Source organism: Martinezella lusitana (assembly GCF_014207095.1).
Classification (GTDB): Bacteria; Pseudomonadota; Alphaproteobacteria; order Rhizobiales; family Rhizobiaceae; genus Rhizobium; species Rhizobium lusitanum_B.
In genome coordinates, this window is sequence record NZ_JACHBG010000001.1 from 202,244 (window position 1) to 223,807 (window position 21,564).

23 protein-coding genes are annotated in these 21,564 nt (G+C 60.3%); 8 read left to right on the forward strand and 15 right to left on the reverse strand.

Features of this window, described 5'->3' with window-relative positions; all coding sequences use genetic code 11:
• The first annotated feature begins 2 nt into the window (after positions 1–2).
• Positions 3–755: a crotonase/enoyl-CoA hydratase family protein gene (locus tag GGD46_RS00945; RefSeq protein WP_184700912.1), complete on the forward strand. Its 753-nt coding sequence runs from the start codon at positions 3–5 to the stop codon at positions 753–755.
• Positions 756–759: 4 nt separating this feature from the next.
• Here GGD46_RS00945 and GGD46_RS00950 read toward each other — a convergent pair whose 3' ends face one another.
• Together GGD46_RS00950 and GGD46_RS00955 are read right to left on the reverse strand one after the other, a co-directional pair.
• The gene (locus GGD46_RS00950) at positions 760–2,010 is read right to left on the reverse strand and encodes a class I SAM-dependent RNA methyltransferase (RefSeq protein WP_184700914.1); all 1,251 of its coding nucleotides are present in this window, start codon (positions 2,008–2,010) and stop codon (positions 760–762) included.
• The gene (locus tag GGD46_RS00955) at positions 2,007–2,747 is read right to left on the reverse strand and encodes a TlyA family RNA methyltransferase (protein WP_184700916.1); all 741 of its coding nucleotides are present in this window, start codon (positions 2,745–2,747) and stop codon (positions 2,007–2,009) included. Before GGD46_RS00955 ends, GGD46_RS00950 begins: the two co-directional genes overlap by 4 nt.
• Positions 2,748–2,859: 112 nt before the next feature.
• Here GGD46_RS00955 and GGD46_RS00960 point away from each other — a divergent pair, with 112 nt between their 5' ends.
• Complete coding sequence (locus tag GGD46_RS00960; RefSeq protein WP_184700918.1) at positions 2,860–3,867, forward strand: DUF4424 domain-containing protein; 1,008 nt, start codon at positions 2,860–2,862, stop codon at positions 3,865–3,867.
• Positions 3,868–4,235: 368 nt separating this feature from the next.
• The gene (locus GGD46_RS00965) at positions 4,236–5,264 is read left to right on the forward strand and encodes a sensor domain-containing diguanylate cyclase (protein ID WP_184700920.1); all 1,029 of its coding nucleotides are present in this window, start codon (positions 4,236–4,238) and stop codon (positions 5,262–5,264) included.
• Between the two features lie 48 nt (positions 5,265–5,312).
• On the opposite strand, the gene dxs is transcribed toward GGD46_RS00965, so the two are convergent.
• The 4 genes from dxs to GGD46_RS00985 form a co-directional block, all read right to left on the reverse strand.
• On the reverse strand, positions 5,313–7,229 hold the full coding sequence (gene dxs, locus GGD46_RS00970) for a 1-deoxy-D-xylulose-5-phosphate synthase (protein WP_184700922.1): 1,917 nt from the start codon (positions 7,227–7,229) through the stop codon (positions 5,313–5,315).
• Between the two features lie 125 nt (positions 7,230–7,354).
• Complete coding sequence (locus GGD46_RS00975; protein WP_184700924.1) at positions 7,355–8,278, reverse strand: pirin family protein; 924 nt, start codon at positions 8,276–8,278, stop codon at positions 7,355–7,357.
• A 70-nt stretch (positions 8,279–8,348) separates the two neighbouring features.
• Positions 8,349–8,600: an exodeoxyribonuclease VII small subunit gene (locus GGD46_RS00980; RefSeq protein WP_184700926.1), complete on the reverse strand. Its 252-nt coding sequence runs from the start codon at positions 8,598–8,600 to the stop codon at positions 8,349–8,351.
• A 2-nt stretch (positions 8,601–8,602) separates the two neighbouring features.
• Positions 8,603–9,544, reverse strand: coding sequence for a histone deacetylase family protein (locus tag GGD46_RS00985; protein WP_184700928.1), 942 nt, complete (start codon positions 9,542–9,544; stop codon positions 8,603–8,605).
• Between the two features lie 168 nt (positions 9,545–9,712).
• Here GGD46_RS00985 and GGD46_RS00990 point away from each other — a divergent pair, with 168 nt between their 5' ends.
• Positions 9,713–10,114 carry a thioesterase family protein gene (locus tag GGD46_RS00990; RefSeq protein WP_184702193.1) on the forward strand — a complete coding sequence of 134 codons (402 nt, stop codon included), beginning with the start codon at positions 9,713–9,715 and terminating at the stop codon, positions 10,112–10,114.
• A gap of 390 nt (positions 10,115–10,504) precedes the next feature.
• Here the strand turns inward: GGD46_RS00990 and GGD46_RS00995 are convergent, their stop codons facing one another.
• The 3 genes from GGD46_RS00995 to GGD46_RS01005 are packed head-to-tail and all read right to left on the reverse strand — an operon-like array spanning position 10,505 to position 12,370.
• The gene (locus tag GGD46_RS00995) at positions 10,505–11,062 is read right to left on the reverse strand and encodes a biotin transporter BioY (RefSeq protein WP_184700930.1); all 558 of its coding nucleotides are present in this window, start codon (positions 11,060–11,062) and stop codon (positions 10,505–10,507) included.
• A 28-nt stretch (positions 11,063–11,090) separates the two neighbouring features.
• Positions 11,091–11,693 carry a CbiQ family ECF transporter T component gene (locus GGD46_RS01000; RefSeq protein WP_184700932.1) on the reverse strand — a complete coding sequence of 201 codons (603 nt, stop codon included), beginning with the start codon at positions 11,691–11,693 and terminating at the stop codon, positions 11,091–11,093.
• Positions 11,693–12,370, reverse strand: coding sequence for an energy-coupling factor ABC transporter ATP-binding protein (locus GGD46_RS01005; RefSeq protein ID WP_184700933.1), 678 nt, complete (start codon positions 12,368–12,370; stop codon positions 11,693–11,695). Before GGD46_RS01005 ends, GGD46_RS01000 begins: the two co-directional genes overlap by 1 nt.
• 107 nt (positions 12,371–12,477) lie before the next feature.
• On the opposite strand from GGD46_RS01005, the gene GGD46_RS01010 reads away from it, so the two are divergent.
• Together GGD46_RS01010 and GGD46_RS01015 are read left to right on the forward strand one after the other, a co-directional pair.
• Positions 12,478–13,671, forward strand: coding sequence for a winged helix-turn-helix domain-containing protein (locus tag GGD46_RS01010; protein WP_184700935.1), 1,194 nt, complete (start codon positions 12,478–12,480; stop codon positions 13,669–13,671).
• A gap of 51 nt (positions 13,672–13,722) precedes the next feature.
• Positions 13,723–14,289, forward strand: a complete 567-nt coding sequence (locus tag GGD46_RS01015) for a GNAT family N-acetyltransferase (protein ID WP_409527655.1) — start codon at positions 13,723–13,725, stop codon at positions 14,287–14,289.
• 65 nt (positions 14,290–14,354) lie between these two features.
• Here the strand turns inward: GGD46_RS01015 and ribB are convergent, their stop codons facing one another.
• Entirely contained in the window at positions 14,355–15,458 is a 1,104-nt protein-coding gene (gene ribB, locus GGD46_RS01020) for a 3,4-dihydroxy-2-butanone-4-phosphate synthase (RefSeq protein ID WP_184700937.1), read from the reverse strand.
• Between the two features lie 10 nt (positions 15,459–15,468).
• On the reverse strand, positions 15,469–16,566 hold the full coding sequence (gene aroC, locus GGD46_RS01025) for a chorismate synthase (RefSeq protein WP_184700939.1): 1,098 nt from the start codon (positions 16,564–16,566) through the stop codon (positions 15,469–15,471).
• Positions 16,567–16,875: 309 nt separating this feature from the next.
• On the opposite strand from aroC, the gene GGD46_RS01030 reads away from it, so the two are divergent.
• Complete coding sequence (locus tag GGD46_RS01030; protein WP_184700941.1) at positions 16,876–17,136, forward strand: DUF1344 domain-containing protein; 261 nt, start codon at positions 16,876–16,878, stop codon at positions 17,134–17,136.
• Between the two features lie 109 nt (positions 17,137–17,245).
• On the opposite strand, the gene GGD46_RS01035 is transcribed toward GGD46_RS01030, so the two are convergent.
• The 4 genes from GGD46_RS01035 to GGD46_RS01050 all read right to left on the reverse strand — a co-directional run bounded on the left by GGD46_RS01035 (position 17,246) and on the right by GGD46_RS01050 (position 20,760).
• Positions 17,246–17,842 carry a histidine phosphatase family protein gene (locus GGD46_RS01035; RefSeq protein WP_184700943.1) on the reverse strand — a complete coding sequence of 199 codons (597 nt, stop codon included), beginning with the start codon at positions 17,840–17,842 and terminating at the stop codon, positions 17,246–17,248.
• Between the two features lie 18 nt (positions 17,843–17,860).
• Positions 17,861–18,679 carry an enoyl-ACP reductase FabI gene (gene fabI / locus GGD46_RS01040; protein ID WP_184700945.1) on the reverse strand — a complete coding sequence of 273 codons (819 nt, stop codon included), beginning with the start codon at positions 18,677–18,679 and terminating at the stop codon, positions 17,861–17,863.
• Positions 18,680–18,801: 122 nt separating this feature from the next.
• Positions 18,802–19,998: a DnaJ domain-containing protein gene (locus tag GGD46_RS01045; RefSeq protein WP_184700947.1), complete on the reverse strand. Its 1,197-nt coding sequence runs from the start codon at positions 19,996–19,998 to the stop codon at positions 18,802–18,804.
• A gap of 303 nt (positions 19,999–20,301) precedes the next feature.
• Positions 20,302–20,760: an RT0821/Lpp0805 family surface protein gene (locus tag GGD46_RS01050; RefSeq protein WP_184700948.1), complete on the reverse strand. Its 459-nt coding sequence runs from the start codon at positions 20,758–20,760 to the stop codon at positions 20,302–20,304.
• 63 nt (positions 20,761–20,823) lie between these two features.
• Here GGD46_RS01050 and pdxH point away from each other — a divergent pair, with 63 nt between their 5' ends.
• Complete coding sequence (gene pdxH / locus GGD46_RS01055; RefSeq protein WP_184700950.1) at positions 20,824–21,444, forward strand: pyridoxamine 5'-phosphate oxidase; 621 nt, start codon at positions 20,824–20,826, stop codon at positions 21,442–21,444.
• The last annotated feature ends 120 nt before the right edge of the window (positions 21,445–21,564 follow it).

Genomic DNA, 21,564 nt, shown 5'->3' on the forward strand with positions numbered 1-21,564 from the left:
CCATGACCGACCACATTCTGATCGAGCGTTCCGAAACGGCGCCGCATGTCCAGATCATCCGGTTCAACCGGCCGGAAAAGAAAAATGCCATTACCCGTGCGATGTATCAGGCGATGACCGACGCGCTGAAGGCTGCGGATGATACGTCTGACATCCGCGTCAACGTCTTCCTCGGCACGGAAGGCTGCTTTTCCGCTGGCAACGACATGACCGATTTCCTTGCCTTCGCAATGGGCGGCAGCATGGGCCGCGAAGTCGTGGACTTTCTGATTGCTCTGGCGAGCGCCAGGAAGCCGGTCGTTTCCGGCGTCGACGGCCTGGCGATCGGCATCGGCACGACGATCCATCTGCATTGCGATCTGACGGTTGCCTCCGACCGCAGCCTGTTCAAGACCCCTTTCGTCGACCTTGCCCTCGTTCCGGAGGCAGCGTCGAGCCTGATCGCTCCGCGCGTGATGGGACATCAGCGGGCTTTTGCCCTGCTCGCGCTCGGCGAGGGTTTCTCCGCTGCACAGGCCAAGGAAGCCGGACTGATCTGGCAGGTAACGTCGCCGGAAACGGTTGAGGCTGAAACGCTGTCGCTGGCGGCAAAACTCGCCGCCAAACCGCCGGAAGCGTTGCGGATTGCCCGAGACCTCATGCGCGGCTCGCCGGAAGCGGTCCTTGATCGCATCCAGCAGGAAGCCGGGCATTTCGCCGCTCAGCTGAAGAGTGCCGAGGCCCGCGCTGCTTTCGAAGCCTTCATGAAACGGTGAAGGCTTATTTCTCCAGCACCGCGACCACCTCGACATGCGAGGTCCATAGGAACTGGTCGATCGGCGTTACCCGCGTGATGCGGTAGCCGCCTTCGACCAGCAAAGCGAGATCGCGGGCAAGTGTCACCGGATTGCAGGAGACGGCGACGATCTTCTTGACCTGGGACCGGGCAAGCTCCTTGCATTGGAACTCCGCGCCTGCGCGTGGCGGGTCGAAGACCACGGCATCGTAGACCTTCAGTTCCTGGGCCATCAGGGGCCGGCGGAAGAGATCGCGGCGCTCGACGGTGACGGGTTTCCGGCCCTGCGTGTTGCGGGCGGCATGATCGAGTGCGGCAAGTGGCTTGTCCTCGCTTTCAACGGCGTGCACGCGCCCGATCCGCGCCAGGCGGAGCGAGAAGGTGCCGCTGCCGGCAAAGAGGTCGGCGATGCGTTTTGCCTTACCGACATGAGCGGTGACCTGCTCAGCCATGGCGTCCTCGGCCTGCTTGGTCGCTTGCGAGAAGGCGCCCGGCGGCGGGGCAACCTGCACGCCGCCGAATTCGATCATCGGCTTTGCCGGCTCCACCAGGATTTCGCCGTTCAGCGATACGCGCGCGATGCCGCGAAGCGACAATACGGTTTCGACCGTGCTGCGGCGCTGCTTGTCCGAAAGCGACTTGATGCCATCGACGGCCAGGTCGAGCCCGGTCAAGGTCTCCAGCACCGAAATACGGAAGGCTTCGGCATTGATGGCCATAGCCGCTGCGATGGCCTTGATGGCCGGCAGGCGCGCCATGATGCCGGCAGAGGCGATGGGGCATTCCTCGATGGCGACGATGTGGTGGCTTTCGGCTTGGTTGAAGCCGATCAGCATTTCTTTTTCGGTCTTTCGCGCGGCGAAGACGACTCTGCGCCGCTCGCCGGGATGCGCCGCGACGATATCGTCGACCTCCGGCGTGAGGCCCTTGGAGCGTAGCGCATCGACGACGAGCTGGCGCTTGAAGGCGCGATAGGGCGCATCGGCATAGTGCTGCAGCGTGCAGCCGCCGCACGTGCCGTTGACGCCGTGCGGGCCGAAATGCCGACAGTGCGGCTCCTGCCGGTCCGGCGAAGCGGTCGTGATCGACATCAGCGTGCCCTGGCTTTTCACCCGCGCGATGGCGACGGTTTCGCCCGGCAGCGTGAAGGGCACGTAGATCGGTCCATCGGCGCCCTGTGCTATGCCGTCGCCCTGACCGCCGAGCTTCTGGATGGTGACGTTTTCGGTGCTCATGGCTTGATCCCTGCAAGAAGAAATTCGTGGTTGCCGTCACCGCCCGCAATCGGCGAGTCGATAAGACCCAGGCTACGCCAGCCCATGTCCTCAACAAACCAGCGCTCGAGTTCGGCGGCGACTGATGGAGCGGAGGAGGGGTCCTTCAGCAGCCCGCCTTTGCCGATCGCATCCCGGCCGGCCTCGAATTGCGGCTTCACAAGAAGCGCCGCGCGCGCACCCGGCTCGGCAAGAACGAGCGCTGGCGCCAGGGCTAGTTTCAGCGAGATGAAGGACACATCGGACACGACGAACGAAATGGGTCGGCCAATATCTTCGGCGGCAAGGTTGCGGGCGTTCAGCCCTTCGACATTGGTCACCCGCGGATCGGCCGAAATGCGCGGGTGCATCTGGCCATGACCGACATCGATCGAAGTGACATGGTCTGCGCCGCGCTCTAGCAACACTTCGGTAAAGCCCCCTGTCGACGCGCCGACATCGAGGCAGCTTTGTCCACGCGGATCGAGGCCGAAATGGTCGAGAGCGGCCACCAGTTTCAAGGCGGCGCGCGAGACATAATCCTGGGCAGGATCGTCGATGCCGATCTGCGCCTCTTCGGTAAACAATGCGCCCGGTTTGGTCACGACTTTGCCGTCCACGGTCACGGTGCCGCGTTGAATGGCATCGCGCGCACGGGAGCGGCTGGCGAAGAGCGAAAGGGAGACAAGAAGCTGGTCGAGGCGTTGCGGTTCAGACATAGGCTGTCCATGCCGGTCAATGCGGTGCGTTGCAAGCCTTTTGTGCTGATCGCGGCGTTGACGGCGGATTGCGGCTGGCCTTAATTGAACAAATCAGCGGCTGGGGAGCAACATGCGAAAAATCGGTGGCTATGCGGCGCTATTGGCGATGTTTGCGGCGCCAGCCTTGGCGAATGATACCATGGCCGAATTGAGGACGGGCGGTCTCGCCTATGTCCGCACCGGCGATATCAGCATGGCCCAGGAAAAGCTGTTCATTTCGCCAGCCGAAGTCCGCGTCGATTACATCTTCGAAAATACCTCCGACAAAGAGGTGGAGAGCATCGTCGCTTTCCCGATGCCCGATATCAAGGGCGATGTCGATAGCACGGTCGATGCCGGCAATGTCGACGCAGACAATTTCCTCGGTTTCACGGTGACGCAGGACGGCAAGGTCATAACGCCAACCCTGCAGCAAAGGGTGACCGTCGCCGGTGTCGACATGACAGATGAGCTGAAGGCGCATGGCGTGCCATTGTTGCCGCTGAGCAGCGCGGCAATGGATGCCGCCGCCAAGCTGCCCGCCGACGTGCTGGAAGACTGGACGGCGCGCGGCCTGATTACCGACGACGAATACGACAATGACGGTCAGGGGATGAAGCATCATCCGACGCCGATGTGGACGCTGCATACGACCTATTGGTGGCGCACCAAGTTTCCAGCCAAGGCCAAGATCGTTGTCCAGCATCGCTATAAGCCAAGCGTCGGGGGCACCGTGGCCATCACCTTTGCCGGCGAGGAAGAGTATCAGACGCAGCAGCTGCAGGCCTATCGCGGCAGATATTGTCTCGACGAGGCTTTCCTGAAGACTGCGACCAAGCTCGCCGCCGCCGCCGACAAGGGTGGCCGCACGTACACGGAAAGCTGGATCTCCTATGTGCTGACGACAGGTGCCAATTGGTCGGGCCCGATCAAGCATTTCGAACTGACCGTGGATAAGGGCAGCCCGGAAAACTACATCAGCTTCTGCGGCAAGGACATCAAGAAAACCGGTCCGACCACCTTCCAGATGACGGCCCAGGATTTCTATCCGGAGCACGACCTCGATATTTTGATTCTCGCTGCGACACCCGTCAATTGAAGCTTGTCCGCATATGGCGCGACCACCTGGGAGCGACTGCGAATCGCTCGAGCAAGATGGTTGTCAAAAGACCGCCGCATGACGCGAGTCTCATCGATTCGCTGATTTTCGGCAGGCGAAGCCGGTTTTGCACAGGCTGTATAGGATCCTGCCATGCCGCGCCTGTCTTATCTTGGCGCAGTCCTATCACCTGACGATAATGCTCCTTCCCTTGATAAGCAGAGCCTTCGGCGGACGAGTTCGTTTTCCACGGGTCGGCGGACCATTCTTTGGTCAAGATTTATTAAATATTTGATCGGCGGCACGGTTGCTCTCAATGGCGAACAGCCATTTTTATAAGCGCGGAATGATCGCCTAGGGAGATTCGAATGGGACAGCTCGTCCGAGTTCCGGCCAATGAAACGCAAAGGCTTTTGGCCGTACGCTCTCTGAATGCTATTCACAGCAGTCCGACGCCAGAGCTTGCCACCCTTGCCGAGCTGGCGAGAAGCGTGTTCGAAACCCCCTATGCTGCGATCAACATCATCGACGAGGACTGGCAGCGCATCGCAGGGCAGGCCGGTCTGAAGATCACCGAGTGCTCGCGTGATATGTCGATCTGTACCCGGGTGGTATTCGACGACGGGCTATTGGTTATTCCCGATCTGGTCGAGGATCCGGAATTGAAGACCGCACCCTTTGTGCTCGACGATCCCTGCTTCCGCTTCTATGCCGGCGCGCCGGTCAGATTGGAAAATGGCCTACCCGTCGGCGCGTTCTGCATTCTGGATCAGAAGGCAAGAGGTTTTTCCGAAGGCGAGCAGCGTAGCCTCACGCAGTTTGCGCAGATCGCAAGCGCACTCCTGCGTCTCCAGAAGAACAATCTGCTGATGGGCATCGCCGAAAACGGCCTGCGCACGGCCGCCATGACGGACCCTCTGACCAGTTTCTTCAATCGGTCGGCGCTGGAAGGCATCGTCGATGGAGCCTTGAGTGCCGCCATCTCAGCCGGCCGGAGCTTTGGCGTTCTCTATCTGGACATGGATGGCTTCAAGGCGATCAACGACCGCTTCGGTCACAATGTCGGCGACGAGGTGCTGTGCGAAGCGGCGTCGCGCATCCGTTCCGTCATCCGTGCCGATGATATCGTCGTGCGCATGGGCGGCGACGAATTCGCCGTTTTCGTTCCGGACCTGCCGGAGGGGAGCGCACTCATTTCCCTGTCCGAACGGCTGCTGGCTGCTTTCCGGGCGCCATTCGCGGTAGAGGGCGTGTCCATCTTTGCCCGGCTGAGCATCGGTGCTGCCATTGCGCCGCGGGATGGGACGACGCGCGCACTGCTGCTGCGCAACGTCGATGCCGCCCTGTATCAGGCAAAGGCAGCCGGCCGCGATCGTGTGGCAGTGTTCGGCTCCTGAGGATCACAGAACAAAGGCGGTGCGTGGTGACGCCGCCAGCGCGGCTGGTTAACCAGCCGCTTCTACGATTCTGCCGCGACCAAGCGCACGGAACACTGTTTGCACGATGCCGGCCCGGTCGATGCCGGCCTTGGCGTTCATGGCTTCGGGCTTGGCCTGTTCCATCCAGATATCGGGCATGACGAGCGAGCGGATCTTCAGTCCGTTGTCGAGCAGGCCTTCGCTTGCGAGGAACTGCATGACCTGGCTGCCGAAGCCGCCGACGGAGCCTTCCTCGATGGTGATCAGCATCTCGTGGTGGGCCGCAAGCTGTCGGATGAGGTCGTGGTCCAGCGGCTTGGCGAAGCGCGCATCCGCGACCGTCGTCGACAGGCCGGCGGCATCGAGATCCTCGGCGGCGGCGAGGCTGTCGGCCAAGCGCGTTCCGAAGGATAGCAGCGCGACTTTCGAGCCCTGCTTGACCACGCGTCCCTTGCCGATTTCGAGGATCAGACCGCGTTCCGGCAATTCGATACCGACACCTTCGCCGCGCGGATAACGGAAGGAGATCGGGCCGAGGTCATAGGCTGCGGCAGTCCGCACCATATGCTTCAGTTCCGCCTCGTCGGCTGCAGCCATGACGACAAAACCGGGCAGGGTGGAAAGGAAGGTGGTGTCGAAGGAGCCGGCATGCGTCGGTCCATCGGCGCCGACGAAGCCGGCGCGGTCGATCGGGAAGCGCACCGGCAGTCCCTGGATCGCCACGTCGTGCACCACCTGGTCGTAGGCGCGCTGCAGGAAGGTGGAATAGAGGGCGGCAAAGGGCTTGTAGCCTTCGGCAGCAAGGCCTGCCGCAAAGGTTACGGCATGCTGCTCGGCAATGCCGACATCGAAGCAGCGCTTGGGGAAGAATTCCTGCAGCTTGTCGAGTCCCGTGCCGTTCGGCATGGCAGCGGTAATCCCGACGATCTTTTCGTCGAGTGTTGCTTCCTGTACCAGGGCGTCGGCGAAGACGCTCGTATAGCTCGGCGCGTTCGGCTTCACCTTGGTCTGCGTTCCGGTGATGACATCGAACTTGTTGACGCCGTGATATTTGTCGGCGGCGGCTTCTGCTGGCGGATAACCCTTGCCCTTCTGCGTTACGACATGGATCAGCACGGGTCCCTGCGCATTGTCGCGGACATTGCGCAGCACGGGCAAGAGATGCTCGAAGGAATGGCCGTCGATCGGGCCGATATGGTAGAAGCCCATCTCCTCGAACATCGTCCCGCCGGTCACATAGCCCCGTGCGTGTTCGACTGCCCGCGTGATGGCGCGGTCGACCTTCTTGCCGAGATAGGCCGTCAGTTTCTTTCCAAAATCCCTGAAGCCCATATAGGTGCGGCCGGAGGCGAGGCGGGCGAGATAGGCGCTCATCGCCCCCGTCGGCGGGGCGATCGACATGTCGTTGTCGTTGAGGATGACGATCAGTCGCGCATCGAGCGCGCCGGCATTGTTCAGGGCTTCATAGGCCATGCCGGCCGACATGGCGCCGTCGCCGATGACTGCGATGACGCGGCGGTCGGTCTTGTCGAGGTCGGCGGCAACCGCCATGCCGAGACCGGCGGAAATGGATGTCGACGAATGCGCGGCACCAAACGGGTCGTATTCGCTTTCGGCGCGGCGCGTGAAGCCGGAAAGGCCGTCTTCCTGGCGCAGCGTGCGAATGCGATCGCGCCGCCCGGTCAGGATCTTGTGCGGATAACACTGATGCCCGACATCGAAGATCAAGCGATCGTTCGGCGTGTTGAAGACGCTGTGAATGGCGATGGTGAGTTCGACGACGCCGAGGCCGGCGCCGAGATGCCCGCCCGTGCGAGACACTGCATCAATCATCTCATCGCGGACCTCGCGTGCGAGCTGCGGCAGGTCCCGATCGTCCAGCTTCCGCAGATCGGAAGGATATTGGACCTGATCGAGCAGGGGCGTCTGTGGCATCTGTGTCAAGGCGGAAGCCTCTTTCTTGCTATTCTTGGGCGGCGATCCGCCTTTACGTCAAAACAAATTGCGACAAAAGGCGCCGAATTCAAGGTGATCCCGAACACGAAACATGTGGGATTGTCATGAACCCGTCAGCCTTCCGGCAGGGGGATGAATTCTTCCTCGTCGCCCGGCACGATGTCGAAGCGGCCTGTGCGCCATTCTTCCTTGGCTTTTTCAATCCGCTCTTTGGAAGACGACACGAAATTCCACCAGATATAGCGCTTCGAATTGAGCGCCGCACCACCAAAAAGCATGATGTGACAGCCTTTTTCTGCAGCTTCCAGTGTAATGGCATCGCCTGGGCGGAAAACCAGGAGCTGATCCTGTGCGAAGCGGTCGCCGGCAACGACGAGCGAGCCGGAGAGGATATAGACGGCCCGTTCCTCATGTGCCGCGCTAAATGGAAACTTCGCGCCCGCCTGCAGCTGAAGATCGACATAGAGCGTATCGGAGAAGGACTTTACCGGCGAGGTAAGGCCCTCGAAGCTGCCGATCACCACGCGCCCGGTGACGCCGCCGTCGGCGATCTCAGGCAGATCATCCTTTTCAGTGTGGGCGAAAGCGGGGTCGATCTCCTCCTTGTCGTCGGGCAGAGCCAGCCAGGTCTGCAGGCCGGACATGGCAAACGGATGGTCGCGCAGGTTTTCTGGCGTGCGCTCCGAATGCACGATGCCGCGTCCTGCCGTCATCAGATTGACGTCGCCCGGACGGATGACCTTCGCCGTGCCGAGGCTGTCGAGATGCCGGATCTCGCCGTCGAACAGGTACGTGACCGTGGAAAGGCCTATATGCGGGTGCGGGCGCACGTCGAGCGCTTCGCCGGGCCGCAGAATGGCCGGGCCCATGCGGTCGAAGAAGATGAACGGCCCCACCAGCCGCCGCCGGCTGCTCGGAAGCGCGCGCCGTACGGAAAAGCCGCCGAGGTCGCTGGTGCGCGGAATAATGAGATTTTCGATTGCGTCGCAGGCGAAGGCATCGCCGGCCTGAGGATCTTTGCCTGGGAAGAAAGACATATCGGCTCTCCTTTCGGTTGGCGTTCAACCTACCGGGAATGTCAGGCAAACTCAAATTTTCCCGCTTGCCTTACTGCCCGTCCAGCGGTTCCGTGCCCTGCGGCTTGCCGGCGCGGTCGAGCCTGATCTTTTCGATGCGGTTCTCGGCGGCCGAGAGCAGCGCCTCGCAATGCTTCTTCAGCGCTTCGCCGCGCTCGTAGATGGAAATGGACTCATCGAGCGCCACATCGCCGCGTTCGAGCCGAGCAACGATGCTCTCGAGCTCCGCCACGGCCTTCTCGAAGGAATAGCCTGAAACATCTACCTTGGCGTTCTCGCTCATCGTCAACCCTTCATCATGCGTAGAATATGCATCCCCGCCGACTCGGCGAGGCCTTCCAGATCATAGCCGCCTTCGAGCAGGCTGACGACCCGATTGTTGGCACTGCGGTCTGCGACCTCAAGCAGCCGTCCCGTCGCCCAGTCGAAATCTTCGCCGGTGAGGTTCAATTGGGCCAGCGGATCGCGGTGATGGGCGTCGAACCCGGCCGAAATGATGATGAGGTCGGGGCGGAAATCATATAGCGCCGGCAGCACGCGCGACTTGAAAGCCTCGCGGAAATGGTCGCCGCCGGTGTTGGGGGAAAGCGGCGCATTGACGATGGTGTTGTGCGCGCCGCGATCGTCTTTCTTGCCCGTACCCGGGTAGAGCGGCATCTGGTGGGTCGAGCAGAAGAGCACGGATGGATCATCCCAGAAAATGTCCTGCGTGCCGTTGCCGTGGTGGACGTCCCAATCGACGATGGCGACGCGCTCGGCGCCATGGACCTTTTGTGCATGACGGGCCGCGATCGCCGCATTATTGAAGAAGCAGAAGCCCATCGCCGTGGATTTTTCGGCATGGTGGCCCGGCGGCCGGGCCGCGACGAAGACATTGTCCGCAGCACCCGTAAACACGTCGTCGACCGCCGCCATGGCGCCGCCGACACCGTGCATGATCGCCTGCAGCGTCTTCGGGCTTGCGTAGGTGTCGGCCTCGATCTGGTGGATCTCGCCGTCGTCGCCCTTGTCCGGCATCGAGCGCAGGACGAACTCCAGATGCTCTTCCGGGTGTGCGAGCAAGACCGCTTCCTCGAGCGCGGCAGGCGCCTTGCGCCGGTCCAGCCGCTCGAAATTCGGATGTTCCAGCGCGATGTTCAGCGACCGCAGCCTGTCGGGCCGCTCCGGGTGGCCCGGCGGGACAATATGTTCAAGAAAGATCGGGTGTTCGTAAAGACGTGTGCTCATGGGGCCAATCTATAGAAGAGGTGTGACGCCTATTACAGGACATGGACAATGTCACTACGATGTCAACAATCCATCTTAACCACTTTGGCAGGGCGCCCGTTTACTTATCAAGGGGCGGTGTTAAGCTTTCATTAAGGTCAGTATGGCGTCGGCCAGGGTTGTTGCGTGATGATGAATATAGAGCGATCCGATGTCATCGAGGTAAGGGTGCCGCCGCGCGACGTCGACCGGCACGGGCACATGTTCATCGCCTCCTACATCTCGCAGGCGGAGACGGCGCTTTCGAATTTCTGGCGCACGCGACCCCTGGTCGATGACGAGCCCATCTATGTGGCCAGGAAGGCATCCTGTTCGCTGCACAGGGCCCTTCGTTACGATGATCTTGCGCGTTTCTCGGTCAGCGTCAACAAGATCGGCGGAAAGTCGATCGGCTTCGTCGTTGCTGTCGAAACCGGCAACGAACTGGCGGCCGAGGTGGAAATCCTATGGCTCGCGGTCCGCGGCGAGGAGCATGAACCCGTCTCGCTGCCGGAAGACACACGCGATTGGCTCTACAGATATCTGGCGTGAACTATGCCGAAGTTAGGTAGAGGATCGGAGTGTGATTTGGAGTCTAGGAAAGTGCTGAGACTCACAACATTATCTATATCGAACTTTCGACAGTGCTATTTCTGATTCTTGGTGTGATTGCGAAAATGAATGGGAAAAACGACCTCTCCCTTATAGACGCAATAGAATATGTAAATGTATAAACAACCAGCGATATACATCGCCAAATCGGACTTAAGGATACCAACTATAAATAAGAAGAATGCAAATAAAATAGCTAGAAATATAAGGCGTATTACCTTTTCACGAAAAGGCATAATTCTTAGTTCTGTAATTTCGCGCGATTTCTTCATGTCAATACATTAAGGATGGTGCTGACGAAAACTACTATCCGCTTTTGCTGGAATCATCTTAGCTCCGCTGCGGCAGCAGCGGGTGACCGGCCATTACGGCGCGTCCGACGAGCGCTGCCACGGCTGCCTTGACGACGTCGCCGGGCACGAAACCCAGCGATCCGAAAAATGCCTTGCCGAAGCCGATATTGATGGCGAGCCAGGCGATACCGAAGGCATAGAGCACCACAACGCCGCCGACGACAGCCGCGATGAAGAAGCCGACGCCTTGTGCGAGGTTGCTCTGCTCGGGCTTTACCAGCCGCTCGGAGAGGTAGCCGGTAACGAATGCCGCGAAAATCCAGCCGACGAAAAAGCCGGCAGTTGGGCCAGCGAACACGGCAAGGCCGCCACGGCCGCCCGACAAGACCGGCAGGCCGATCGTCACGAGGACGACGACCAGCAGCACGGCAATCGTGCCGCGCTTGGCGCCAAGTACGACGCCGGCGAGCATGACGCCGAGCGACTGCGCTGTGATCGGCACGGGAATGATGCCGATCGGGATCGGTGGCAGCAGGCCGAGCGCCACGATGATGGCGGCAAACAGCGCCGAAAGGACGAGGTCGCGGGTGTTCATGCCGGCTCCTTGCGAAACAGATCTGTGTTCATTGCCGCCGAATTCCGCGCGCGTCAATCGCTGCGGCAATATTGTCCGCATCGCGCAGCGTCAGGATGATCAGCGGGACGAGCGTCGTGGGCAGGCTCACTTTGATCCCGCGCGCCTGATGCGCTTCACGGATCGCCCGATAGCGATCGAGAATTTCCGGCACGAAACGGATGACGAGACCGACGGCAAGCCCGATATCGGCCGCCTTGAGCAGGCCGATCTTTTCGAGTGGCATGGCGAGTGCCGTAATCTCGTCGATGAAGGCGGACATCGATGTCGTTGCGGTCACTGCGGCGGCGAACAGCGCGAGCGCCGTCAGTCTGAGCGCCGTGACGATGGCGATGTGGAGCGGGCCAAAGAGCGCCGCAAAGACCGCCAGCACCGCAATCGAGATGAGGATTGGCCGCAGCCGCTTCAGCGCTTCTCCGACAGGCAGACCGCTGCGAAAATAAAGGCCGGCACCGGCAAGATTTGCGCAGGCGAGCACCGGGATGGACTGGGTCAGGAACAGCAGGAGGCCGAGTGCGGCAAGCGCAAGCAGCTTCGCACGCGGCGAGAGCCGATGCATCCATGTATCCGCATCCACATGCAGCGTCTGCATCAGCTCGCCATCTCCTTGTAACGGGCGATGGCCTCCGTTGCGGGCGCATCGGCGACAAGCCGTCCCTGATCGAACAGCAGCACCCGGTCGAAATCCTCAAGCAGCGGCAGGTCGTGGCTGATGACGATGACGTTTTCCGGCAGCGTTGCCATGGTATTCTGCACGAGCGACCGGTTCTTGAGATCGAGCTGATTGGTCGGTTCGTCGAGAATAAGGATATCGGGGCCGGTCACGAGCACCGAGCAGAGCGCCGCCATCTGCAACTCGCCCCCCGAAAGCTCATGCGCGCGCCGCGAACCAAGATGGCCGACGCCAAAGCGATCGAGAATGCTATCGACGGCCGTTTCGATTTGCGCCTTGTCGTATCCGCGCGCCTTGAGCCCGAAGGCGATGTCGTCCCGCACGATGGGCAGGATGATCTGGTTCTGCGGCGACTGAAAGATATAGCCGACCCTTCCAAGGACCTTGGCGGCATCACCGACGGTGTCGAGCCCGTCGACCGAGATGCGGCCGGTTGTCGGTTTGATGAGGCCGTTGATCAGCCGCGCGAAAGTCGTCTTGCCGGAGCCGTTAAGCCCGATGACACCGATGCGGCGTTCCCGAAGCGTCAGGCTCAGCGGAAACAGCGCGGTGCGCACGCCGTAATCGACGCCGGCATTTTCGAAGCGGATGTCCAAGCTGCTTCCCTATTCGGTCGTGTGATCGCGGAGCTATAGCGCATCGCATCGAATTATCAAATCGGTGCCTCTTTGAAAGCATGGGAATTTATGCCTATGATCTGCCTATGACGAATCTGCTTTCGAATCGTGACGCCCGCCGCGTGTTCCTTGCCAAGCAGGGGCTCGCCAACCCACCGAACCGCGCCTTAAGCAAGGCGGGTTTGCTGCAGCTCATCCATGATATCGGCTTCGTGCAGGTCGACAGCATCGGCACCGTCGAGCGCGCCCATCACCAGATCCTGTTTTCGCGCAACCAGACCTATCGACGCGAGCACCTGACGGAACTCTTGGAAAAGGATGGCGCGCTCTTCGAGAATTGGACGCATGACGCCTCCATCCTGCCGAGCGCCTTTTTCGTCTATTGGAAGCATCGCTTTCGTCGCGAGGAGGTCTCGATCGTCGAGCGCTGGCGAAAATGGCGAGGGGAGGGGTTCGAAGCCGCCTTCGATGAAACCTACGAACGCGTACTGAAGAACGGCGCCATTACCGCACGCGAGGTCAAGGCGGAGGATCACGTCTCCGGCGGCTGGTGGAACTGGCATCCGAACAAGACGGCGCTCGAATATTTCTGGCGTACCGGCAGGTTCGCGATTGCAGGCCGCAGCAATTTCCAGAAGGTCTACGACCTCGTCGAGCGCGTTCTGCCGCGTCATTTCCACGAGCCGGAAGTGGAGCATGAGGAGTTCGTCGATTGGGCTTGCCGCAGCGCGCTGCAGCGGCTTGGCTTTGCCACCTCGGGCGAGATCGCTGCCTTTTGGGATCTGGTGACGCCGCTTGAGACCAAGAACTGGGTCGAGACGCATCGCGATGAGCTGACCGATGTGCTGATCGAGCCCGTCGGCGGCGGCAAGGCGCGCCCGTCCTATGCCTTCCAAGATTTCTACGAGACGCTCGATAATCACCCGGAAGCACCGGCGCGCATCCGCGTCCTAAGCCCTTTCGATCCGACATTGCGGGATCGCAACCGCACCGAACGCCTGTTCGGCTTCTTCTATCGCATCGAGATTTTCGTGCCCGAGCCCAAGCGCGAATATGGCTATTACGTCTTCCCGCTGCTCGAGGGAGACCGGCTGATCGGACGGATCGACATGAAGGCCGACCGCAAGGCGAGCACTCTCGACGTCAAGCGCTTGTGGCTGGAGCCGGGTATCAAGGCCTCCGCTGGCCGGCTGGAGAAGCTGGAAGCTGAGTTGGAGCGCGTCGCCCGCTTCACCGGCGTAGAAAAGGTCGTATTTCTCGAAGGCTGGCGGGGCGCGTAACACGTTTGCTTCATTCGCTCGAAAGAGCGTATTCGAAAAGGGGAGAGCCTGTTGTCGTCGCCAGTTCTTGAGGGCCGCAATGTCAGGCTCCGCCCGCCCTGTGACGAAGATGCCGATGTGCGCTTCTCCCTGGGCACAAATGCCGAAATCTCGGAGATGTATGGCATCGATAAGGACGATATCAAGCCCATGACCCGCGAGGGTGCGGCCCGATGGGTGCAATGGCTCTCCGAGCGTCCACACACATGGGTCATCGAGATCGATGGAGCCTTCGCCGGCGAAATCAGATTGGACAGCGTCAACTTGCAGGACAGGCGTGCGACGATGGCGATCGGCATCAGCAATCCCGCCTTGCTTGGCAAAAGTTTTGGCACCGAAGCGATCACTCTTCTCCTGCGCCATGCCTTCGCGGAGATGAAGCTGCATCGCATCGGAATACGCGTGCTAGCCTATAACAAGCGCGCTATCCGCGCCTATGAGAAATGCGGCTTCATTGTCGAAGGAAGAGAGCGTGAGACAGTTTACGTCAAAGGCAGCTGGCATGACGACATCATGATGGGTCTTTTAGATCGCGAGTTCTTCGCACGCGATACTGTCCCGTCAGCGAATGTAGAATGACACTGACAATGATCCGTTGCGATTGCGGTTGATCGCAACGGATGAGATGCGGCGGCAAGAGCTAATCAGCAGATTTCCGTCTTCGCAATCTTGATGCCGAAGCCTTCGAGGCCGACATAGTGTCGTTCGCGGCTGGTGAGCAGCTTGATCGAGCTGACGCCGAGATCCTTCAGGATCTGCGCGCCGAGGCCGATCTCAAGCCATTCATTGTCGCGTGCCTGCGCTTCGGCGTGGCTTTCCCGCTCCGCCTGACGCGTCTTGCGGTTGTTGTCGGAATGTCCGACGCCAACGGAGCCCTCACGCAAATAGACGATGATGCCGCGGCCCTCTTCGGCGATCTTTTTCATGTAGAAGTCGACGGGCCTGCGCTTGCCGAAAATATCTTCGGCAACGATTTCCGGATGCAGGCGCACCGGAATGTCGATGCCGTCGCGGATGTCGCCGAAAACAACGGCGAGGTGCTGCATTGGGTCCCACGGCAGCGAATAGGTGTGGGCGCGTGCCTTGCCGAACGGCGTGTCGATATCGAAGCTGGCGCCAAGTTCGATTAGCGTTTCCTTGCGCTGGCGATAGGCGATGAGATCGGCCACGGAGACCATCTTCAACTCGTGCTGCTCAGCAAACGTGGCCACCTGTGGGCCGCGCATCACCGTGCCGTCATCATTGACGAGTTCGCTGATGACGCCGATAGGCGGCAGACCGGCCAGCTTGCAGAGATCGACTGCGGCTTCGGTATGGCCCGAGCGCATCAGCACGCCACCTTCGCGTGAAACCAGCGGGAAGATATGGCCGGGGCGAACGAAATCGGCGGGACCGACATTCGGATTGGCGAGGTTGCGCACCGTCAGCGTCCGGTCGTCGGCGGAAATGCCCGTCGTCGTGCCGTGCTTGAAGTCGACGGAAACGGTGAAGGCGGTGGTATGGGCGGAATCATTCTCCGCCACCATGGCGTTGAGGTTCAGCCGCTTGGCTTCCTCGCGCGGCATCGGCGTGCAGACGATGCCGGATGTATGGCGAACGATGAAAGCCATCTTCTCGGGCGTGCAGTGAACCGCAGCGACGATCAGGTCACCCTCGTTTTCACGATCGTTGTCGTCCATGACAACGACGATCTCGCCGGCCTCGAACGCCCGGATGGCATCGACAACACGCTTCTGGTCGTAAGGCATCTCGAAATTCCTATCTTTCCCGGCCCGTCTGGCCACGGTCCCTCAAATAATGATCGGCAATGGCGCAAGCAACCATGGCTTCGCCGATCGGCACGGCGCGAATGCCGACGCACGGGTCATGGCGACCCTTGGTGCGCACATCGACATTATGGCCGTCGGCATCGATCGACTGACGTTCCGTCAGGATCGACGAGGTCGGCTTGATGGCAAAGCGGGCGATCACCGGTTCGCCGGTGGAAATGCCGCCCAGAATGCCGCCGGCGTGATTGGAGAGAAAGATGCGCTTGCCGTCGTTGCCCATACGCATTTCGTCGGCATTTTCCTCGCCGGTCAGTTCGGCGGATGCGAAGCCTTCACCGATCTCGACGCCCTTGACCGCGTTGATCGACATCAGCAGCGAGGCGATATCCTGATCGAGCTTGCCATAGATCGGGGCGCCGAGGCCTGCCGGCACGCCTTCGGCCACGACTTCGACAACTGCGCCGATAGAGGAGCCGGCCTTGCGAATGCCGTCGAGATAGTCTTCCCAGACCGGCACGATTTCGGGATCGGGGGCAAAGAAGGGGTTCTGATCCACCTGCGCCCAATCCCAGTTGGCGCGGTTGATCTTGTGCTTGCCGATCTGCACCAGCGCGCCGCGGATCGTGACGCCGGGCACGACGAGACGGGCAATGCCGCCTGCCGCAACGCGCGCCGCCGTTTCGCGTGCCGACGAGCGGCCGCCGCCGCGATAGTCGCGGATGCCGTATTTGACGTCATAAGTATAATCGGCATGGCCGGGGCGATAGCGCTTTGCGATCTCGCCATAATCCTTCGAGCGCTGGTCGGTGTTCTCGATCAGCATCGAGATCGGTGTGCCCGTCGAGATCATCGTCTCGCCGTCTTCGTCGAACATCACACCCGACAGTACCTTGACCAGATCGTCCTCACGCCGCTGCGTGACGAAGCGCGACTGGCCCGGTTTGCGCTTGTCGAGCCAGACCTGAAGATCCTCCAGTTTGAAGCGCAGGCCGGGGGGGCAACCGTCAACGACGCAGCCGAGCGCCGGGCCGTGGCTTTCGCCCCAGGTGGTAACGCGGAAAAGATGACCGAATGTATTGTGCGACATGGAAAACGACCGGATTGGTGCAGCCTGACGAACAGACCGCGTCTTCTCTTTTGCAATTGCGGCACACTCATAGGCCAAAATGCCGGCAAGACAAAATCTTTCTTTCCGCCATCGCGGAAACGGTTTCCGGCCCAGTCTTGCGTTCGCCATCGACATGGTAAACAAAGATTAATCCAGATTGTGGATTGTGACAGTACATTCATCAATTGGGCGGGCGAAGCCACTATTGAGGGCAACTTCCGCCATATTCGAAGTGTTATCTGCGCCGCATAAGAAATCACAAGTAAATCGACCTGAAGGGTAACGACCATGCGCTTTTTCGTAGCGACGCTTTTGGCCACGGCAAGCCTCTTTGCTCCTGTCGCAGCTTTCGCTGAAAGTGCTGATGTCGAGTCCACGATCAAGAAGGTCGATACGCAGAATTTCAGCATCACGCTGGACGACGGCAAGAACTATCAGGTGCCTGAGGATTTCGACTTCAACGGCCTGAAGGCCGGCGTCAAGGTCGTGGTTTTCTACACGGAAGTCGACGGCAAGCGCGTCGTCAACGATCTCGATATCGTTCAGTAAGCTTGGTGCCGCCACGCCACTGGCGGCGGTGCTTGAAGACGTCAGGCTCGTGCTGATGCGCGGCTTTAGCAATTCCGGGCGGAAGCCCGTCGAGTGTCCTCGAACTAGCCTACATCCAGCCGATAATCTTCATCTCCGGGTCGACTTTCAGGATCTGGTCCTGATGGATTGGGATTTCGGCCGCCTCTTCCTTTGCAACATCGCCGATCAGGCGGAACAGCGTGCGGATGACACCGCCATGCGAGACGCAAACGGTGGGGCGCTCGATCGATGTCAGCCAGGAGCCGACACGCCAGGAGAGGATTTCGTAGCTTTCGGCGTCATCGCCAGGCGGGATGAAGTCCCATTTGTGAGCCTTGCGCTCCGCAAGCCTGTCCGGCTCCGTGGCCTTCAGCTCCTTGAGCGTGAAACCTTCCCAGGCGCCGAACGATACTTCGATCAGCCGGTCGTCGGTCTCATAGCCCTTGGGCGGCAAGCCCATGGCGCCGCGAACGATCTCCATCGTTTCGCGCGTACGCCGCAACGGGCTTGCGACGAAATCGAATGGCTGGTTTTCGAATGCCAGTATCTCGCCGAGGTCGACGCCGTTCTGCCGCGCCTGTTCGCGGCCGATGGCATTGAGGTCGATGTCCTTCTGCCCCTGCAGACGGCGCTCGGCATTCCAGTCTGTCTGACCGTGACGTATCACATAGAGGATTGGCGACACGGTCAGTCTTCCTGTTGATCAGTCCTTCGCGACGGAAATGTCAGGCGCGTCCACAGCCTTCATGCCGACCGTGTGGTAGCCGGAATCGACGTGGTGGATTTCACCCGTAACGGCCGTCGACAGATCGGACAGCAGGTAGAGGGCCGAGTTGCCGACTTCGTCGATCGTGACGGTCCGCTTTAGCGGCGCATTGTACTCGTTCCACTTCAGTATATAGCGGAAGTCGCCGATGCCGGAAGCTGCGAGCGTCTTGATCGGACCAGCCGAGATCGCGTTGACGCGGATGCCGCGGTTGCCGAGATCGACTGCGAGGTAGCGTACACTTGCTTCAAGAGCCGCCTTTGCGACACCCATGACGTTGTAGTGCGGCATGACCTTCTCTGCACCGTAATAGGTGAGGGTGATCATGGAGCCGCCGTCATTCATGATTCGCTCGGCGCGCTGTGCAACTGCCGTGAAGGAATAGACGGAAATGTCCATCGTCTTCGTGAAGTTGTCGCGGCTGGTATCGAGGTAACGGCCGGTTAGCTCGTCCTTGTCCGAGAAAGCGATGGCGTGCACGACGAAGTCGATCTTGCCCCATTTCGCTTCCAGCGTGTCGATGACGGCATCGATCGTCGCCGGCTCGGTGACGTCGCAATGGCCCGCCATGAAGGCGCCGAGTTCCTGAGCGAGCGGCTCGACGCGCTTCTTCAGGGCATCGCCCTGCCACGTCAGTGCGATTTCGGCTCCGGCATCCGAGCAGGCCTTGGCAATACCCCACGCTATCGAACGGTTGTTTGCTACGCCGAGGATGACGCCGCGCTTGCCTGCCATGAGGCCAGTGGATTGAGCCATATTCTGCTCCCTTGAACTTTCGAATGACCCTGCCTATGGCATAGGCCGTTCCCCTGTTCAAGCATCGTAAAGATCATCAACTGTTAGGGATCGTAACAAAGGGTGCTGTTGTCACCAAAATTTCACAGGAAAAGCCCCTCGCGCATGCTGCGCATCAGGTCGGTGATCTTGTCGTCCGGTTTTTCCCACAGCATCAGCCGCAGTTCGACGATAAGATCGCCCTTGCTGCCGTTGCCATCAGGCAATCCCTCGCCAGGAATACGAACGATTTGATCCGAGCCGGACCATGCCGGTACGACAAGCTTGACCGGCCCGTTCAATCCCTCGACCGTCGTCTCCCAGCCGAGCACTGCATTTTCTATCGTCACAGGCAGTGTCGTGCGGATGTTGTGGCCATCAGGCATGAAGCGGGTATCGGTAGAAAGGTGGATGGTGACAGCGACATCGCCGCGCAGCATTCCCGGCAGTTTTAATCCCTGGCCCTTCAGATGCAGTACCTGGCCATTGCCGACATCCGTGGTCGCTTGGAAGCGGGCTTCGCGACCGTCGGACAGGGGAACAGTGATCCAGCGGGCCTTCAGCATGTCGTCGAGCGTCACAGTTGCTTCCGCCGCCACCTCGGGCGTCTTCTCCGGCTGCTTGTCTTGGGTGCCTCCGCCGGTGATGCGGCGCACGAGCGAGCTCAGAATGCCGAAGGCGGAACGCGAGCCGCCGGAGCCGGTGCCCGTCGCCAACAGCTCTTCTTCCTCTTGGACATCCTCTGCCGGGGCGGGATTTGCTTCCTGCGGTTTGGCGGCCTGTTGCTTGCCAGCCTGCTGCGCAACGGTCTCGGCCTGCGCCTGAGCCTGAACTTGAGGCTGCTCCTGCTGCGTAGCGCGGCTCGCCTTGGCGCCGAAAATGCGCTCGACCATATCCTCGGGTGACTCGTTTGCGGCCGTCTGCGAATTGGAGGCAGCCGCTGCAGCGGCCTTTCGGGCATTTGCCCGGGCAAGTTCCTCCATCACCTTTTCAGCATTGGCCCGCGCTGCCTTGGCACGTTCGGCCATCTCGCGTGCGGCCTGGCGCTGCTGCATGATGGTTTGCTCCGTGCTCTGGCCCTTTGCTTCGGCCATGCGAGCGATCTGATCGTAACGGCTGCGCTTCTGCGGATCCTTCAAAGTCTCGTAGGCTCGGCCGATTTCGGCGAAGCGCTCGGTGGCGGTCGGATCGCCCATGTTGTGATCGGGATGCGCTGTCTTGGCGAGGTTGCGCCATGCGGATTTGATTTCGTCCGCCCCGGCATCCCGCTTTACGCCCAGCACCTTGTAAGGATCACGCATGTTTCCCGCCGCCGTCTCTTAAGTGTGCCCGACCCCGTGAGAGCACCTCAAACAAATGAATCCATGAACCGTGTTTCACCGGCTTGCGCCCCGGGGGAGGGCAAGGTCGATGCGCATGGGATGATCCTGCGGGAAAAGTTGCTAATCAGGCGTTACGCCGCATGGGGGCCGGCAAAGGGCATTTCGCGGGATGGTTAGCCGATTGCTAACGATGGATGCTGAACATTGATATGGTATGCGATGCACACTGTTCGGCTCATAGAGCTGGGGCGCATTGTCTGTGGAAAAATGGGTGGCTGCCAATCAGCCGGCTTGCTGGAAGCTCAGCAATTGCCATTCGCCGAGCCCGACAAGGCAGGTTCTGCCGGAGAAGTTGGCGATGCCCTCATAGGAGTGGCGGGTCGTGCGGAACTGGCGACAGACCACGCCCGAAGCGTTGCTCTCGACGATCGTATCGATGACGCCGGCGCTGCCGGTGGAGGCATTGGCCCAGGGAATCGACTGGCCATTAAGCTTGTGGAGATCTGCCGAGGTTACGGCATTGCGGACGGTCGCTTCGTCGGAGATGCTGTCCGTGGTCACGGGAGCGGCCGCAATCGTGCCGGTAGAAACGCTGCGGTCCACTTTCGCCGAGCTCAGATAGTCCATGCCGCCGCCAACGCAGCCGCCAAGGGCGAAAAGGGAGGCGAGGGCGAGCGCCATCGTCGCGTCTTTTGCAAGCTTGCGCTTTGTATGAACGGTCGATTTTGCTATGACTTCCACCCGAGTGTCTCGGCTAGCCTGAGGGCCGGCTGTTTCTAGGAATTGCGGAGTATTTGAACTAATATGTCGGAAAACGAGTTAACAAGCGGTGACTTCACCGAACAGAACGAACCCTTCACTCTTTTTGCAACATGGTTGCGCGAGGCGGAGACCACTGAACCCAATGATCCGAATGCGGTCGCTCTGGCAACGGTAGATAAGGATGGGTTGCCAAATGTCCGCATGGTCCTTCTGAAGGGTTTCGATAGCGACGGATTCGTATTCTATACGAATTTCGAAAGCCAGAAAGGCCAAGAAATTCTTTCCCAGAAGAAAGCGGCCATGTGCTTCCACTGGAAGTCGCTACGCCGTCAGGTGCGCCTGCGCGGCTTGGTTGAGGTGGTCACCGACAAGGAAGCGGACGAGTATTATAAGACGCGGGCGCGGGGCAGCCGAATCGGTGCCTGGGCTTCGAAGCAGTCGCGTCCTCTCGAGGGCCGGTTTGCGCTGGAAAAGGCAGTTGCCGAATATACGGCTCGCTATGCGATCGGCGACATTCCGCGCCCGCCTTATTGGTCCGGTTTCCGCATTCGTCCGTTGTCGATCGAATTCTGGCACGACCGCCAGTTCCGCCTCCACGACCGAATCGAATTCCGCCGCGATGTGCCGGAAGGCGCCTGGCAGAAGGTGCGAATGTATCCGTAAGATCCAAGCCTGTCGTCCGGCGGGCCTACAGCATCGGCCCGAAAATCGGAATCGATTTCCGGAAAGCCTGATGCGTAGATTCAAAGACTTAGAGCATCCTTTTTTGCTTCCAAGAGGAAG

What these genes read in the sequence shown, in the direction of transcription:
- GGD46_RS00955 (WP_184700916.1), bottom strand. Translation starts at nt 2,747, where the DNA reads ATGTCTGAACCGCAACGCCTCGACCAGCTTCTTGTCTCCCTTTCGCTC.
- GGD46_RS00980 (WP_184700926.1), bottom strand. Translation starts at nt 8,600, where the DNA reads ATGAGCGAGAACGCCAAGGTAGATGTTTCAGGCTATTCCTTCGAGAAG.
- GGD46_RS00990 (WP_184702193.1), top strand. Translation starts at nt 9,713, where the DNA reads ATGATGAATATAGAGCGATCCGATGTCATCGAGGTAAGGGTGCCGCCG.
- GGD46_RS00975 (WP_184700924.1), bottom strand. Translation starts at nt 8,278, where the DNA reads ATGTCTTTCTTCCCAGGCAAAGATCCTCAGGCCGGCGATGCCTTCGCC.
- pdxH (WP_184700950.1), top strand. Translation starts at nt 20,824, where the DNA reads ATGTCGGAAAACGAGTTAACAAGCGGTGACTTCACCGAACAGAACGAA.
- GGD46_RS00985 (WP_184700928.1), bottom strand. Translation starts at nt 9,544, where the DNA reads ATGAGCACACGTCTTTACGAACACCCGATCTTTCTTGAACATATTGTC.
- GGD46_RS00995 (WP_184700930.1), bottom strand. Translation starts at nt 11,062, where the DNA reads ATGAACACCCGCGACCTCGTCCTTTCGGCGCTGTTTGCCGCCATCATC.
- GGD46_RS01010 (WP_184700935.1), top strand. Translation starts at nt 12,478, where the DNA reads ATGACGAATCTGCTTTCGAATCGTGACGCCCGCCGCGTGTTCCTTGCC.
- ribB (WP_184700937.1), bottom strand. Translation starts at nt 15,458, where the DNA reads ATGCCTTACGACCAGAAGCGTGTTGTCGATGCCATCCGGGCGTTCGAG.
- GGD46_RS00950 (WP_184700914.1), bottom strand. Translation starts at nt 2,010, where the DNA reads ATGAGCACCGAAAACGTCACCATCCAGAAGCTCGGCGGTCAGGGCGAC.
- GGD46_RS01000 (WP_184700932.1), bottom strand. Translation starts at nt 11,693, where the DNA reads ATGCAGACGCTGCATGTGGATGCGGATACATGGATGCATCGGCTCTCG.
- GGD46_RS00965 (WP_184700920.1), top strand. Translation starts at nt 4,236, where the DNA reads ATGGGACAGCTCGTCCGAGTTCCGGCCAATGAAACGCAAAGGCTTTTG.
- aroC (WP_184700939.1), bottom strand. Translation starts at nt 16,566, where the DNA reads ATGTCGCACAATACATTCGGTCATCTTTTCCGCGTTACCACCTGGGGC.
- GGD46_RS01030 (WP_184700941.1), top strand. Translation starts at nt 16,876, where the DNA reads ATGCGCTTTTTCGTAGCGACGCTTTTGGCCACGGCAAGCCTCTTTGCT.
- GGD46_RS00945 (WP_184700912.1), top strand. Translation starts at nt 3, where the DNA reads ATGACCGACCACATTCTGATCGAGCGTTCCGAAACGGCGCCGCATGTC.
- GGD46_RS01045 (WP_184700947.1), bottom strand. Translation starts at nt 19,998, where the DNA reads ATGCGTGATCCTTACAAGGTGCTGGGCGTAAAGCGGGATGCCGGGGCG.
- fabI (WP_184700945.1), bottom strand. Translation starts at nt 18,679, where the DNA reads ATGGCTCAATCCACTGGCCTCATGGCAGGCAAGCGCGGCGTCATCCTC.
- GGD46_RS00960 (WP_184700918.1), top strand. Translation starts at nt 2,860, where the DNA reads ATGCGAAAAATCGGTGGCTATGCGGCGCTATTGGCGATGTTTGCGGCG.